At 52.2% G+C, this 16,785-nt stretch carries 8 protein-coding genes; 3 read left to right on the forward strand and 5 right to left on the reverse strand.

What is annotated here, in order from left to right; translation table 11 throughout:
* Positions 1-15: 15 nt before the first annotated feature.
* From J7619_RS30700 to J7619_RS30715, 4 genes are all read right to left on the reverse strand, one after another.
* The gene (locus J7619_RS30700) at positions 16-1,335 is read right to left on the reverse strand and encodes a serine hydrolase (RefSeq protein WP_291208272.1); all 1,320 of its coding nucleotides are present in this window, start codon (positions 1,333-1,335) and stop codon (positions 16-18) included.
* An 81-nt stretch (positions 1,336-1,416) separates the two neighbouring features.
* Positions 1,417-6,735: a S8 family serine peptidase gene (locus tag J7619_RS30705; protein WP_291208274.1), complete on the reverse strand. Its 5,319-nt coding sequence runs from the start codon at positions 6,733-6,735 to the stop codon at positions 1,417-1,419.
* Positions 6,736-7,151: 416 nt separating this feature from the next.
* A complete protein-coding gene (locus J7619_RS30710) occupies positions 7,152-8,420 on the reverse strand; it encodes an erythromycin esterase family protein (RefSeq protein WP_291208276.1) in 1,269 nt (422 codons plus the stop codon).
* Positions 8,421-8,501: 81 nt separating this feature from the next.
* Complete coding sequence (locus J7619_RS30715) at positions 8,502-9,398, reverse strand: histone deacetylase (protein ID WP_291208278.1); 897 nt, start codon at positions 9,396-9,398, stop codon at positions 8,502-8,504.
* Between the two features lie 757 nt (positions 9,399-10,155).
* Here J7619_RS30715 and J7619_RS30720 point away from each other — a divergent pair.
* From J7619_RS30720 to J7619_RS30730, 3 genes are all read left to right on the forward strand, one after another.
* Positions 10,156-13,335 (forward strand): SusC/RagA family TonB-linked outer membrane protein, encoded by a 3,180-nt coding sequence (locus tag J7619_RS30720; protein WP_291208280.1) that lies wholly within the window; start codon positions 10,156-10,158, stop codon positions 13,333-13,335.
* 19 nt (positions 13,336-13,354) lie between these two features.
* Positions 13,355-14,902: a SusD/RagB family nutrient-binding outer membrane lipoprotein gene (locus J7619_RS30725; protein WP_291208282.1), complete on the forward strand. Its 1,548-nt coding sequence runs from the start codon at positions 13,355-13,357 to the stop codon at positions 14,900-14,902.
* 136 nt (positions 14,903-15,038) lie between these two features.
* On the forward strand, positions 15,039-15,161 hold the full coding sequence (locus J7619_RS30730) for a hypothetical protein (RefSeq protein WP_291208284.1): 123 nt from the start codon (positions 15,039-15,041) through the stop codon (positions 15,159-15,161).
* A 12-nt stretch (positions 15,162-15,173) separates the two neighbouring features.
* On the opposite strand, the gene J7619_RS30735 is transcribed toward J7619_RS30730, so the two are convergent.
* Complete coding sequence (locus J7619_RS30735; protein ID WP_291208286.1) at positions 15,174-16,784, reverse strand: RagB/SusD family nutrient uptake outer membrane protein; 1,611 nt, start codon at positions 16,782-16,784, stop codon at positions 15,174-15,176.
* Between the last annotated feature and the right edge of the window lies 1 nt (position 16,785).

A 16,785-nucleotide genomic window follows, 5' to 3' on the forward strand; every position in this document is an offset into this window, starting at 1 on the left:
ATATTCAAACGCCCGTCACTTAGTAAACAGAAAAGCTTGTCCAGCCTGCGTAATCGTCGCTTCTTTCTGCTCGGGCCGAAACTCCATGGTTACGCCTACGGTATCGATCTTAAATGTATCCTTTTTAACGAACGCCAGGAGAAATGTGGGTTGGCCCGTCGGTTGAAAGAAGAGCTTATTGTCCTTACAGCTGATCGTCACCTTCAACGGGATCTGCTTGCTCTCGTACACGCCCACGTATCGTTCGGCCTCCTCCGGGCTAAGCTGCATTGCGTTAAAGTCGGGGATAATAACCGGAACCTTGTAGTAGGCACTCAGCATGGCGATCAGGATGTCGTTCAGCGGATAATCCGCCCCATTGGAGAAAACGGCGCCTGCCAGGCTGTCACCGGGAAAGTATGTCGCGATGGTCTGAAAGCCGTCCACGCCACCGGTATGGCCGTATCCTTTCCGTTGATAAAAGGGAGTAGGTGCCAACCCTATTCCAAATATGTCGACGATTTTTGTCATCTGCGTCAGGCTTTGCTGCGACACCAGTTTCCCGCTGAAAAGCGCATTGATGAACTTTAACACATCGCCCGGCGTCGAAACAATGGCCCCGGCACCTGCCGGCTGGCTCAAATCGGTCTCCTCCCGTTTTTCCCAACGTTTTGAAAATGAATAGGAATAGGCATCGCCGCGAGCCGGATCAATTTTTCCGCCAAAACTTGTGTTTTTAAGGCCTAAACGGGAAAGAATCCGTTCTTGCAGGTTCCTTTCATAAGGCTTTTTGGTCACGTCCTCGATGATATACCCCAGGAGAATATAACCGGTGTTACTGTACTTTGCCTCGGCATCGGGGTTGAAGTCGGGTTTGCTTTTGGTAAAAACGGCCAGCATTTGAGCGCGCGTCCTGGGTTCCGTCTGGCTTTTCCAGTAAGCGTCATCGTCGGTAAGGTTGTGGATGCCGCTCCGGTGGCGTAGCATCATTTCAATCGTGATCTGGCCCGCATTCGGAATGGCGGGTAAGTATTTATCCAAATGCGAATCCAGCGAGAGCTTTTTCTCTTCCACCAGCTGCATGATCATCGTTGCGGTGAAGGTCTTGGTAATGGACCCGATCCGGTAGTGGGTTTGTGGAGTCGCATTGATACTGTGTGCGCTGTCGATCACCGCATAGCCGATAGCCCGTTCGTACACTTTTTGCCCTTTGTGCGTCAGCAACACGCTCGCCATCGACTTATTGTGTACAGCAAGGGAGTCGAAAAGCCGGTCGAGATCGGCAGTATTGATTTGCTGGGCCGAGGCGGAAAACGCGAAAAGCAATGCGACGATCGGTATCAGTTTGATCTTCATGAGAGGATATGGTCTTTTTTGCAAATAAACCATAAGCCCGGAATCTAAGGTAACCGATCGTCACATTTTTGTTAATTTAAATCAATGCACAATCACGATTTTGTGGCTGCTTTGAGAACCGTCTGAGTAATGAATTGTAACCCAATGCATTCCGGAAGCCAACCTGCCCACATCCAGCACCGACTGATTTTCAGCGGAAGTATACAGGTGTACCCCCGAAAGCGAATGCAGCTGAACTTTCGAAAAACGCCTGTTACCGGTCCGGATGAACAGCTTGTCGGTCACCGGATTAGGAAACAGGACAACCGGGACATTACCCGTGCCGGCAAAATCGACTGAAACGATCTGACTATAAGCAAAGGTCTGATCAAAATCGACCATTTTCAGCCGGTAGTAAGCCACGCCCGCCAATGGCGCAGCGTCAACTGCCTCGTAACGATGCGCGCCCTCGCTCATCGCCGGAATGTTGCCAGGTAGTGCAGTCCAGGTACGGGCGTCGGGGCTTCGTTGTATTTCAAAATGACTGACATGCTCTTCTTCGGCTGTCCGCCATTCAAGGTGGGTATTATTTTCGATGGGCGTGGCCGAAAAGCTTGCAAGCCGCACCGGCAACGGCGTTCCGAACCCGATAAAATCCTTGGCGAACCAGAATTCAGAAAAGCTTTTCACACTGAATTCCAGGTAATATCCCTGTGCGTACGGAACCTTTCTGACCGCGTTTTTGGGATAAAAAGTCCATGCGGTGCTGCCGTCATTGGTTAAATCGCCGTCCTCGTTACTGCCGGAGTACTTGGTAACCGCCAGCTCATAGGCCGATGCCGGTTTGACAATACCTTCCTTTCCGGGCGCGGAAATAAGTCTTTCAGTTTCTTCGTCCGTAATGTAAAGCCGCACGCCCACGGGCTGCGCGAAGTCGGACTGCGTTGCTGAAATCGTGAAACTTCTTCCCAGATAGTACAGCTTGTTTTCAATCCGCATTGGCCCGTTATCCTGAAAAGCCTTCACCGAGACCTGCCCCATCGACTGACCATGCGGGTTAATGGCCGCAACCAGTGCGTTATTCAGCTTGAAAGGCACCCATTCGTCGCCCTGCACGTCGGCGGACGCAGCCGGGTCGCTCTGAACCGCACTGAAATACACCATTGCCGGCGAATCATAAATATGGATATCGTCGATCGCAATGCCCGCCCGCCCGGCCGATTTGCTCTTGATCACAAAACGGAAACGGACGTAGCCACCGGGGAAATTATTGGGGATCGGTACCGTAGCCACATGCCACCGGGTATAATCCTGCACATTCCACACATCCGAACCGTCCGGCCGCGAGTTATACCAGTTGGTACCACTGTTGATCGCCCCCAGGCGCGTCCACGTATTTCCGCTTACATTATACTCCACATACGCGATGTCGCACGCGCCACCGGCGCAAGCGGCAAGGTCGATCGACGCACTGAAACTCAACGCAGGTTGCGCCATCCCGCTCATGGCAAAACAGGGCGAATACAAATAGGATATGGTCTCGCCCGAACGCGCGCCGCCCAGGTTGGTCGTCCATGCATTGTTACCACTCGCTGCTGCCGTTACCTTTCCGGTATTGGGTGTGCCAAATACCCACAACGGATTCGATTCGGTCAGATACCAGCCGCCCTGGCCATTTTCGAAGTCTTCGAGGTATGGAAAACGGCTAATCACCTGTGCGGCCTTCGCGGTTGTGCCTGCCGCGTCATTCCCTGCATTCTTATCAAATGCTTTTTTGACTTTGATTTTGACGTTCCGGTCGCTGTCCATAAACAGCGTGGAAGAAAAATTGAATGAAAAAAGCGTATCAGCCCCCGCCCTGACCACCGGCACATATCCCTGATAAGCCAACTGGTCGTTGATCAGCGCCTCGAAGGGCACCCGGTAGCAATCCTCAGCGCCATTATTTTTGATCAGTACATTATATTCCTGGTACCCATTGCTATCGCAGGAAGGGATAGCAATCGCATTCACCCTGCTCACCGCCATATCGCTGCTGGCAGTGTATAAACGGATATCGTCGATCGTAGAGCCATCCGTTTGCGCGGGATACCTGAAATTTTGCTCCCATCTCACCTGAAAACTGGTGCTGAAATCCTTCGCGTTCCGCTTCAACAAATCGCTCACTTCGATCGACATCAGCCAGTAATTGTTGTTTTTGGTAAAATAAGGAACAACAGTGCTTTCCAATGCCTGTATCCACGGATCGGTATCTTTCGCGCGTATGAACACGCGCAACGGCCAGGCGGGCGAGGTCGCCGCGTAGAGCCGGTACCGGAACGACAGCCGGATTTCATCGTTGTCCGCATGGTAAGCTGCCAGATTATAAGTCGCATCCAGATAAGTCGGGTACTGCGAGTTATCGCTGCTGTTGGCATCAACTGTGAATGCTTTGGTACCCGAATATGCCAGACCCGGGTCAACCGACGTCCTTAACCGCCCCAGATTACGGTCCTGAGAGAAATCATAGCGGTCGGCCCCACCAATACCCATGGTGTTCACATTGACTTCTGCATTTTGCAGCGATTCGAGATCATCGCTAAAAGGCAGGCTTACGGGCGCATTGGCAAGCTGCCGGATCAATACCGATTTCTGATTGTTCGTCGTGACCTGGTCCCCGTCCAGCTTCACTACTGCCGTGAGCGAATACGAACCCGCATTATGCATGTCGATGGCGTCGACGAAAGTGTAATCCAGGTAACCATTGGCCGTAACATCCGCGGTGACCGTCTCCCAGTGAACCGCTCCGCCGCCTACGGAATACCCTACCTGAAACGATTGTACCACCGGTCGGTCATCGAAATTCCTGAGCCGTATTTTCACCCATTGGGATTCGCCCAGGCTGGTGGAAGTAAGCAACCTGCCCGATCCCGAAGGCGAAACGATCGCGTCCACAGCCAGGTCGCCATCCGAGACAAACCCTTCGCAGGTACCGGAATCGGGTTTTCGGCTGATAGCCAACGCTCTCCGGCCGGGAACTCCGTTTTTCCGGGGCCTCACGGAAATATAATAGGTGGAATCGCGGGAGAGCCCGCTGAGCACATATTTCAAGTCACTGGTAACGGCCACCGACTGCATTTCGTGCCCCTGCAAACGCATGACCTCATAATCGGTGGCGCCGCTAACGGCCGTCCACTGTACCGCCGCATAGCTTTCGCATTGGTTTGCCGATAAGGTAATCACCGGAATACCCATGATGGTAAATGCAGCGCTCTCCCTGACCGCTCCGGTACTGTTCTGGGTAATGCGCACCTTCGCTGTGGTCGTAGAAGCATCGGGCACCGTCCAGCTGAGCTGGCTCGTACCGGCCGGAACCGCGTCATTCAGGTTCGTCCACGATGCGCCGTCATTGAGCGAATAGGCCACCGAAAACGTGCTGCCTGTGTTACCATAGCTATCCCAGTAAATATCGATCACATCGCCTTTGGAAAAACGCTCCCCTCCGGCAGGGTACGTGAGAACAGCGGAAGTTTCGATGATATCGTAAACGACGAAGTACTCCTGCGGCCCGCTGGGCACCTTTTTACCGGACACATTCACCACGTAAGTTCCCGCCGCGGGCGCTGCGAGAACGACCTGTTCTACATTATTCACACTATCCACACCCGGCTCGGCCGCACCCGCCGGATTGGCAGCCCTCGGAAACGACGGCTGTATTTCAGCTCTACCCGACCGGATCACGGTCAGGTCGAGGTCATTAACCAGCGTTTTCCCGGTGAGCACCGCCGGCGCGGCGTCGTTCCAGTACAGCATGATCTTAACCAGCGCCGTGTTCGAGGGTACCGATATTTCATAGCCGTTCTTCGCCTGATTGGCCACCGAACCATTAAAATATTGCCCTTTTTCCAGCATGGAAACCGACCTTAACAGATTCATCATACCGAAACCGTAGGTAAAATCCGGCCCCGCCAGTCCTTTGTCGGTAGCTCCATTACATAGCAGCGCCTTCATCAACGCATTCCTGGGATTGTTTCCTCCGTTCAGCTGCCTGTACCGCTGATACAACAACGCCAGCCCCCCGGTAACTGCGGGCGCCGCCATGCTGGTCCCAGAGGCACCCTGATAAGTGTTTCCCGGAAGCGTCGAAACAATGGAAGTCCCAGGCGCGACGATCTCAGGCTTGATGCGCCCGTCCCGGGTAGGCCCTTTGCTCGAACTGACGCTGATAAGGCCGCCTGCTCCCGTCCGCCCCGTACTAATCACATTTTTAGAAGAAATACTTCCTCCGATTACATTGCCGAAACCCGCCACAAAACCTTCGCATGGAGCCTCTAGACCGCTATTCCCGGCAGCAAATACATGTTGTAAATTGGGCAGATCGGCCGCCTGACGGTCAAGAATGTAAGAGTCGAAAGTGTAGGAACCATAGTCAGGGCAGACACTTCCGCCGTAGGAATTATTGGTAACGACTATGCCAAAATCCCGAACAAGATTTGACGCTTGTTTCCAGATTTCCGAGTTGGCACGCTTGACTAGCGACGCCCTCGGCGCATATCCTTTGTATTTTTCATTCACAATCCCCCCGCCGGCGGCGATTCCTGCCACATGAGTGCCATGCCAGTAGCTAGTCTCGGTATTATAGCTGATCACCTTCGTGCTCAGGTCGATATGATCCTGTAAAATCCCGCCGTCGCCAATCCCGATGACCACCCCTTCGCCGGTAAGCTGCCTTTGACCGGGCAACAACGATGTGAGTATGTTCGCGCGTGTCGCTGCCTCACTCTTGTCATTAAGCGGCTCGTCGGGCGGCGGCACAGCTTCAACATACTGGACCCATGGTTGCTCTGCCAATGCGCGCAGCCCATCGATCGCGATCCTCGCTTCAACGATCTGGTAAATGCTCAAAGCGTCGGATAGTAGCTGCCCCCCCTGCTTATCGAGCGCCTGACGCACACGGTCGGGACCCCATCTTCTTACGTAGCTGATCCGTACATCCGCTTTCCCCGCCTCCCGTACTACGTGCGGTGGCAGGTTACGTCCCAGCAATGCCGGCTGAATCTTCTGTTCAGGCTGCAATTCCAGAATCGCCCTTACTCCCGTCGCTTGCAATACGTTCGGGTCAGGCTCCCCGTGGACAACGGCAGCGTAAGCATTCTCGGGAATATAGTCGAGCAGGGTGATTCCGGCTGTCATCAACTGCTGAACCTGCGACGCTTCCGGAATTTTGAAAAATTGGATTATTACAAATTCATCATCATCAACAGTAGCAACACGAAGCCTGTTATCCGGTCGCTTTCGTACAAGTTCAAGCGTGGGTACAGGCGTGATTGTACCACTTTTGAGGTAAAGGTTGTAAGCCCTATTTTTCTGAGCCGTAACGTTAGTTAGGTGCTGTACCAGTAGTACTACTACGAGGACGCAGCGATACTTCAACGAACACATATAGAGGAGTATTGAAAGGGTCAATTTTTACTTCTGAACATCGAATGTAACCCTTTTTTCAACATTTCATACAATATGTAACTATTTGTTTTTCAATAGAAAAACCTCAAAAATTCGGTTACTAACGCGAAGTATTTATTGTTCCCATCAAATCAGCGGCATGGCTATTCCGCAAATGCGGACCGGTTCGTCGACCGCATATCGCGAAGGCAAATTGATACCCGACCGGCCCGTTCCCGCAAGCCCGTTCCGGTCGATGTCCTAACCTGTTTTCAAGAACCTTTTTCTGTCAAAACCAAAGGTGAAGTCTTGGCCCGCGCGAGGAGCAGCACACGAAGCATTTCATTAATTCACAAATCAGACACCACCAGATAAGCGGTTCTAAATATTATTTTAATCCAATTTTTAAACAAAAACTATTTAAGGTAAAAGCTATGGTTACCAGTTGTTTGCCTGATGTGAAGAATATAATCGAAATCATCGGGAAGGGAGCCGTCGAAAAACTGTTTCTCGGCCAGACCATAAACCAGCAACCTGTACCGGCCCGGCAAACGCTCACCTTTCGGCTGCTTCTTCAAAAGAGCCGTGTTGAAAAAGAACACCGGTTGATCGAGTTTCGAGAAATGGTATTCCCAGGTAGTGCTGTCGCCAGGGAAGACTTTATTTTTATCCGTAATATGGCCGGCTTTCGGATCAAATGTGGTATAAAAACCGTAGGAGGTTGTCAGCCCAATGCATTGATAGGCACCGGCTAGTTGCTTCGCCAGAAACGAGCCGACACTTTTTGAAAAGATGTTCGGCGTCCGCTGTAAATGCGCGTTGTGTGCCAGTAGCACCATTTTTTGGCCGGGCTCCATCTCCGCCAGTACGTTTTCGGCCATCAGCGAGTCCCTGATTTCCGATTGTGCGTCGATCGCACCGGCATACGCAGGATCGTTGAGCAACAGAAATTGCCGGTAGTTGCGTATGTTTTTTCTAACCACCGCATCGCGCTGCGCCCGGACAGCCAGTTTATCCAGCACCTGGTCGCTTAATGCTTTCAACTCTGCAAAATCCGTCTTACCAAAAGAATGGTTATAAATCTCATTACTAAGTAATTCATAGGAGTGCAAAAGGCTTTTCAGCGAATCTGCGATGTCGCTCGTCACGCCGGAGTCCCGCAGGTTTTGCAACGATTGAAATGGGCTTTGTATATCAAAACCAAAGAAACGAATGGCCTTGCCGCGCGCTTTACCTATCCGGCCCACGCTCTCTACCAAATCCACCAACTCCGGGCATTCGTACCCGTACAACCGGAAAGAGCGCAAAATCGATCTTAAATCACCACGGCCTTCCAGCAGGTAATCATTCAGTTTTTCGACTTCGGCCATGGGTGCTTCAAGCCCGATTTTTGCGAACGCAGGATCCGCAGCCAGCGCCTTGATCAGCAGCAGGCGGGCAGTGAAAAACTCCGAAGTACCATGCGACTGCTCCCCTATTCCCAAAACCTGAAACTCCCTCGGCAGTGCCCCGCTCAGCGCACGAACATTACCTTCTCCCGCAAGATCGGCCGAATCGAGTCCCACAACATAGCCCTTTAATTGATCGACCAGACGGTCGCCCTGGCCATTCACAGGCACCGGGGAGCTACAAAGGCACAACAACAAATAAATCAGCGTAAAGGGGAAGCGGGATAGTCTCATCATGAACAGGTTTAAATCAATTATATAATTAAATTTTATATAAAAGATTTATAACCCATAGTTTACTTCCCTTTTCTTGGGAAATTATAGCTGCCTGGCAACCCTGTAAGTGTTCGCGTGGGCCTCGATGATCGTTTTGATAAGCGGCGAGTAACCTCCACCCATGCTGCATTGGACCGGTATACCAAGCCGGTGAGCGGTTTGGAGGACAATTTCATCGCGCCGGCGACAACCATCGATGGTACACGAGAGCCTTCCCAGCTTGTCGGTTGCCAGGATATCGACGCCGGCCTGGTAGAAGATAAAATCAGGTTTGACGCGTTCTACAAGATTGGCGAATGTTCCGCGGAGCAGCGTAAGGTACGCATTGTCCTCCATGCGGTCGGGCAGGTCTACGTCGAGGTCGCTTTTCTTTTTACGAAAAGGATAGTTGTTCCCGGCGTGCATAGAGAAGGTAAAAACACGCGGCTCGTTGGCGAAAATGTCAGCCGTGCCGTTGCCCTGATGCACATCCAGGTCCGCGATCAGCACCTTTCCGACCATTTTGTGATCCACCAGGTATTGAGCCGCCACAGCCTGGTCGTTGATCATGCAAAAGCCTTCTCCCGCATCGCGTGAAGCGTGGTGGGTACCGCCCGCAATATTAAATGCAATGCCAGTTTCGAGCGCTTTGAGTGCACCGGCCACGGTTCCACGGGCAATGCGCAACTCCCGGTCCACGAGCATAGGCGTTTGCTCGAACCCAATCCGGCGCGCCTCCTGCCGAGTGAGCGTACCCGCTACGAAGCGATCGACATACGTCCTGTCGTGTACGGCATACACGGCAGGCATATCAATCGGTTCGGGACTGAAAAAGTCCGATTCTTCCGCGATACCTTCCCGCAGGAGCTGCAAAGGCAGTAATTCATATTTATCCATTGGAAAGCGATGACCTTCCGGAACAGGATACTTGAAGACGGGATGAAATGCAATCGGAAACATGTAAATGGACAGTACTGGGGCACAAATTTGCAAAAAAGAAAGCGACCCTCCGAAAAGGGCCGCTTTCAAAAACGGGTGCTGGATTATTCATTGTCACCGGCAATTACGCCAAACTCCGCGAATTCAGCATAATTAATTCGATAGTATGGGGCAAATAACCCTGGCCTTGGGGCGAACATCGGGAAACGTGGGATGAAATGTTTCACCTCACGGCCGGAAATTCATTCTACCATGGTTTGCCGTTCCCTGCCGGCCGAAGCTCCCGGGATACATAGCTTAATCAGCATTATCTGATGCCTGCACCGCCCGGCCGCTCATGGCAATTACCACCCTTATCATCCCAAACGCCCGGGATGAATGCACCGTCGCCGGGAATCGTTTGTAAGAAAGGTTGACTAACCGCCCACCCTAAAATCGGGGTTATTTTTGTTAAACCGCCGCAAGTAGTCTCCGTACCCGGATCCCCTCTAAGCCACCACGGCTCAGCATGAAGCCTAAAACTCAAAACAATCCAATTTCCACCTTTCTAATATTTTAATCTATTATTCCGATAGATATTAAGCGTTTTAATTCATTTTTAATACATTTACAAAATATTTAATAATACAAACTTTACAATAACTTCAAATTGCCGGATTTAACGGAATTTAATTTTTCAAAACCCGGTTTACAGGAAATCAATTTTAATGTTATTTAGCCAAAAACAGGAGAAAATTTCAAAACAACAAACCAACAAATCCTCACCAAAATACAATTCATGAAAACGAGATTTATCTACTTCATTCTGGTGACTTTACTTGCGACCGGGCTCGCGCATGCGCAGCAACGGACCATTACCGGTACTGTCACCGACGCCAACGACGCCAGCGGGCTTCCCGGGGCGTCCGTCACGATAAAAGGATCATCGACAGGCACATTGACCGACGCTAACGGCGGTTTCAGCCTGGACGTTAGCACCGGGTCGCCCGTGCTGGTCATTTCGTTTATCGGCTACGTTACCCAGGAAGTGACCGTGGGCAACAGCGACAAAATCGCCATTGCCCTGAAACAGGACGCGAAAATCCTGAACGAAGTGGTGGTAACCGCATTGGGCATCTCGCGTGAGAAGCGTGCGCTCGGGTATGCGGTGCAGGAAGTGAAGGGCGAAGCATTGCAAACGCGCCCAACCAACGCCCTGAGCGCGTTGTCGGGAAAGGTGGCAGGCTTGCAGGTGGTTACCTCAGGGGGGAATATGGGCGGTTCGTCGCGCGTGTTGCTGCGCGGGATCAACTCCATTTCGGGTAACAACCAACCTTTATACGTGATCGACGGTACGCCGATCGACAATGCGGACCTGAACAGCGCGGCTACCAGCGCGGGAAGCGGCGGGAAGGACGTAGGTAATATGATCCAGGACCTGAACCCCGACGATATCGAGAATATCTCGGTACTGAAAGGGCCGTCCGCAGCGGCACTTTACGGTACCCGTGCCGCGAACGGCGTGATTTTGATCACCACCAAAAAAGGCAAGGAAAACAGCAAGGTGAATATCACGCTCAACACGGGTGTGGAGTTCGAAAACATCGTGCGCCTGCCGAAACGCCAGCAACTGTACGGCGGCGGGTTTTCAAGTACATTCCAGAAAGCAACCATCAATGGCACAGAGTACAACATCGCCGAATATGCCGTGGATGAAAGCTGGGGCCCGAAGCTGGACGGCACGCCTGTTTTGCATTGGTACAACCTTGATCCCGAGAATGCTTCCGAATACCTGAAACCGCAGCCATGGGCTTATCCCAAAAACGACGTGCATACCTTTTTCGAAACCGGCGTTTCAAACACCAACAGCCTGGCGGTGAGCGGTGGTAATGCGAATTCGACCTACCGCATTTCATTTACCAATAAAAACGTAAAAGGTACCGTTCCGAACTCGTCATTGAAACGGAATTCGATCAACTTCTCCGGTTCGACGACAGCGGGCAAGTTCAAGTTTTATAATAATTTCAACTATATCAAAAACCAGTCGACCGGCCGGCCCTGGACAGGTGCTACCAACCGGAACATTATCCTGGAAGCCTTCCAATGGGGACAGGTGCAGGTGGATTATGAGAAGCTGAAAAACTACAAGCGTACGGACGGCAGCCAGATCCTCTGGAACCGGAGCGGCTACCAGGATACCCCCGCCGGCGAAGCGGCCAAGTTCATCGACAACCCGTACTGGTCGGCGTACCAGAGCTACCTCGAAGAAAACCGTGACCGTTTCTATGGCAACGTGGGCGTCGTTTACGACGTGAACAGCTGGCTCAAACTGAGCGGAAAAGTGAATGCGGACGTGTACCAGTACCAATACCAGGACCGCATTGCCGTATACTCGCGGACGCAATCGCAATACCAGGAATACAACAACAATTTCAGCGAGTTCAACTACGAATTGCTGGCATCGGCGACCAAGAGCTGGGGCGATATCTCATTGAATGTAAATGCAGGCGGTAACATCATGAGCCAGCGCCGCCGTATCAGCGACGCCGTTACGCAGGGCGGGTTGATCATCCCGGAATACTATAACCTGAAAAATGCGAGCTCGGTACTCGTGAATTCGAATGCTTACCGCAAGCAGATCAGCTCGATTTTCGGCAGCTTCTCGCTCGGCTGGAAGAGCCTGCTGTTCCTGGACGGAACGCTGCGTAACGACTGGTCGTCTACCCTGCCATTGAACCGCAACTCATTCGCATACCCGTCGCTTACTACCAGTTTGATACTGACTGAACTGAATGGCGTGAAGGACATCAACTGGCTGGATTTTGCCAAAGTGCGCCTGGGCTGGGCACAGGTGGGTAACGACACCGACCCTTACCAGCTGCAACGTGCCTACGAGGCGAGCCAATCTTTCGATGGTTTGCCATCGTACAAACTGCCGGCGCAGCTGAACAACCAGTCGCTGAAACCCGAGATTACCAGTTCATGGGAGGCCGGTTTGAATATCCAGGCGTTGAAAAACCGCGTCGGCCTCGACATTACTTATTATGACAATGTGAGCCGCAACCAGATCATCAATATTCCGGTGTCGTCGGCATTCGGGTATGATTCGAAGGTGATCAATGCGGGTAAGATCAATAACAAGGGTATAGAAGTAACGCTCACCGGCACGCCGGTACGCTCGAATGGTTTCGAGTGGAATTCAAGCCTCAACTGGTCGAGAAACCGTAACAAGGTGATTGCACTCGCGCCGGGCATCAACACTTTCCAGCTGGCCAACAGCCTGGTGACGCTCGTGGCGCGCGAAGGCCAGCCCTATGGCCAGATCCTCGGCAACGACTTCGTGTATGCGCCCGACGGTCAGAAGGTGATCAAGGCGGACGGTACCTACGAACGCGCTCAGCAGCTTACCCCGCTGGGCAGCGTGTTGCCGAAATATCTCTTCGGCTTCCAGAACAACTTTACTTACAAGCATTTCAACCTGGGCTTCCTCGTCGATGGACGTGTGGGCGGCAAGTTCTTCTCGCAGACCTACAAAGTGGCGATGTATGCCGGTGTTTTGGATAAAACCGCCGCCAACAACGTCCGCGAAACCGGCGTGGTGCTCGACGGCGTGAAAGGGACCGTTACCTACAATGCCGACGGTACTTACCAGGTGACCAACACCACTCAGAACGATACCCGTATTACCGCACAAGCATGGTCACGCGGAGAATACAGCGGTCCTACCCCGCAAACGATTTTCGACGCGACATTTGTGAAGCTCCGCGAGATCACATTCGGGTACAACCTGGCGCTGAACAGCAAAGCGGTGAAGCAAGTCTATTTCGGCGTGTATGGTCGTAACCTGGCCAACATTTACACCGCCAGCAAGTATATCGACCCCGAGTTCACCAATGGCGGCGGCAACATCCAGGGCCTCGAAGGCGGTAACATTCCGGTACCTGCTACATATGGCCTGAACGTAAATGTGAAGTTCTAACCACCTCAAACAGAAAATCATGCAAAATACCATATATCCAAAAGGCATCCTGGCGCTCGGTATCGGCGCGCTGCTTGCCGGCTGCTCCGACAGCCATTTCGAGGACATCAACAAAGATCCGAACCGTCCCCAGAACGTGACGACCACCACGATTCTGCTCTCCGCCGAAAAACAGGTGATCGACAATATCCGTAACGAAAACAGCTCCCTGCGCGGCTCACAGCTTTTTGCGCAGTATTACAGCCAGAACATTTACAGCGACCAATCGCGGTACGATATTCCACGGTCTTATTCCGATACTTATTGGAGCAATGCATACAAGGCGCTGAACAACCTCAACGAGATCATCAAACTGAATACCGACCCGGCTACCAAAAGCATTGCCACGGCCGGTACGGCGGGAAGCAATGCCAACCAGATCGCGATCGCGCGCATTCTGAAAGCTTATACGTTCCAGAACCTGACGGATGTGTTTGGCAATATTCCTTACCAATCGTACGGCAATCAGGATCCCGAGTTTCAGGCATTACAGCAGGAACCCGAAAACCTGAGTCCCGCCTACGCAAGCCAGCAGAAGATCTATCTCGACATTCTGAACGAGCTGAAAGCCGCCGGTGACACGCTGACCAAGTATAAAACCGCCACGACGTTCGGTAACTACGACGTAATCTATAAGGGTAGGAACGACCTTTGGGCGAAATTCGCCAACTCCCTGCGCCTGCGTATTGCGACGCGCATCCGCAAGCAGCAGCCCGCCGAATCCAAAACGCATTTCGACGATGCTTTGGCCAAAGGGGTTTTCACTTCGAATGCGGATAATGCGGTATTCAAATACCAGCCACTCGCACCGAACGAAGCGCCACTTTACCGCGCGACTGTCACCGCGAACCGTAAAGATTTCGCCGTTTCGCACGTGATCATCAATGTGTTGAAAGGCGATCTGGGAACTGTGAAAGTACAAGACCCACGCCTGGGGATATATGCCACCAAGAATGCCGCCGGCAATTACGTAGGTCAGCCATACGGGCTTCCTGTGGCAGCAGCCGGGTTGCTTACCGCCACCGATGTGAGCCTTCCGGGTGCCATAGTGAATGCGGCCAATTACGGGGAGGTTTTGCAGGAATATGCCGAAGTAGCCTTCCTGATTTCGGAATACAAAAACTGGGACCAGCAGGAGTACATCAACGGCGTGACCGCTTCCCTGCAAAAATGGGGTATTGCACAGGCCGATATCACTACTTACCTGGCTGCGCTTCCGAAAGCCGACAAAGCCAACGTACTGAATCAGAAATACCTGGCACTTTACACGCAGGGCGACGAGGCCTGGGCAGAAATCCGCCGTACCGGTTATCCTACCTTCCTGGTGAAACCCGGCGATATCGTTTGGAGCCGCACCGTGGATGGCAAAACCACCGATTATAAATTCCAGCCGCTATTCGGCGAAGGCGTCCCGGAGCGCTTGTATTACCCACCGAAAGAACAAAGCGTAAACCTGGCCAACTACCAGAATGCGGTGAAGGCGCAAGGCAACGACGACATTACGACGCCCCTGTGGTGGAACAAGTAAAAAACGGTCATGAAGAAAAAGGCTGCTCATTTAACGGTGAGCAGCCTTTTTTTTGCCGGAATTTAAAATTTGTTAACCTATATTTGTGGCACAACTTTTATCTATATGTAGAATAAGTTGTATAAATCATTCTACTATGAAAAACCTTACGAACGACGACATCCTGAAAACGGCTGTTTTTCTGCCGGTGCTGGTGCCTATCTACCTCGCCTATATGTGTTTCATAGCGTTGAAGGCACTGCTCGAATCTCAGGATTGACGTGCCCCGGTTTTACCAATTGGGATTTTGCCGCATATTCTTGTTGGCATTCAACTCCGTCAGCGGGATTGGCCACACGTAATCGCGACCCGGATTGAATTTCCGCTGCTCCACCACGACCGGTTTGCCGGTAGCAGGATCCACAGCACCGTACACCGTGCCGTTCAGAACCTTCTCCCCTATTTTCCAGCGACGGATATCGTAAAAGCGCTGTCCTTCAAATACCAGTTCAACCTGCCGTTCCCGGCGCACAAACTCCCGCATTTTCTCCTGCGTATTGTATTTTTTCACATCCACGTCGGGCATTCCGGCCCGTTTGCGGATCATATTCAGGTATTTAGCGACGTCAGGGTCCTGCCACTTGCCGGTCTCGACGAGCGCTTCCACATAATTGAGCAGGATTTCCGCATAGCGGATAATGAAGAAATCGAGCTGGCCGTCGGCCTGGTTGCTGATATCCCTGGAATCCAGCCATTTTTTAATCCAGAACCCCGTCTGCGTCGATTGCGTCTGCCCTATCAGATCCACACTGGTGGTCGTAAAAGGGTCCATTTTTTTACCCAAAAACATTTCACCGGGAACGAGGATCGACGCTTTCAAGCGCGGGTCGCGGTTGTCGTTGAAATTGGGATTTTCAATATAAATGGCCAGGCTATCCGCACCCAGCTCCTGGATTGTCTTGCCCTGCCTGGTTTCATAGGTATTCACAATGGCGGCCGTGGGCGATGTGGTTGAATTGGCCCCGCCGAAACTTTTAGGCCCCAGCCTCAGGAATGCCTGGCGCTGCCCGGTCCGGTAGAAGAATATCCTCTCCTTGTTCACCACGCCGGTGTAGGTAAACAACGCCGCGTAATTGCCGATGTTCGGATCGGAGCTCTGGTAGAGCTCGTAAATGTTCTGATCCATCACCTGTTTGGCTTTCGCCGCTGCATGGGCATAATCATTCACAAACATATACACCTGGCATTGCATCGCGTAGCAAATGGCCTTGTTGATCCGGTAAGCCTCGCTATCGGGGTATTTGACCGGTAAGACAGCCGCAGCAGCTTCCAGTTCGGCTATGATAAACGACACCATCTGTTCCTGCGTCGGCCGGGAGGCGTATTGCTCCGCAGGCGTAAACGAATGGTCGACGATGGGCACGGGACCAAAGTAGGCAAACAGTTCATAATGGTACCAGGCCCGCAGCGCCCTCGCTTCGGCGGCGTAGCGTTCTTTGAGCGCCGGGTCCTGCACGTACGCTTTGGAATAATTTTCCAGAAACCGGCAGGCATTGCGGATCGTTCTGTACTTATTGGCGTATTGCTGGGCAGGTATCCCCGACGAGCTGGTGGCTGTACCTAATGTAAATACCTCGAAATCGGTATAGTTGGCGCGGAAAACGGATTCGTCGGACGCTCCCGACAAATGGACGCGTGCGTTGGAATAAAAGCCGTTGTAAACGATCACGCCCGAGGGCACACCCGCGTAGACGTCTTCCAGCGAGGCCCGCAAATCGGATTCGAGGTTCCACCATTTATCGTCCGTGGTGGCGGTTGGATTATCCCTTTCCAGGAAATCGGAACATCCGGCCTGGACGAACAGCACTGCCAGGCTCAACAAAATCATTCTGTATCTTTTCATA

The organism is Dyadobacter sp. (genome assembly GCF_017744695.1).
In the GTDB taxonomy this organism is placed as follows: Bacteria; Bacteroidota; Bacteroidia; order Cytophagales; family Spirosomataceae; genus Dyadobacter.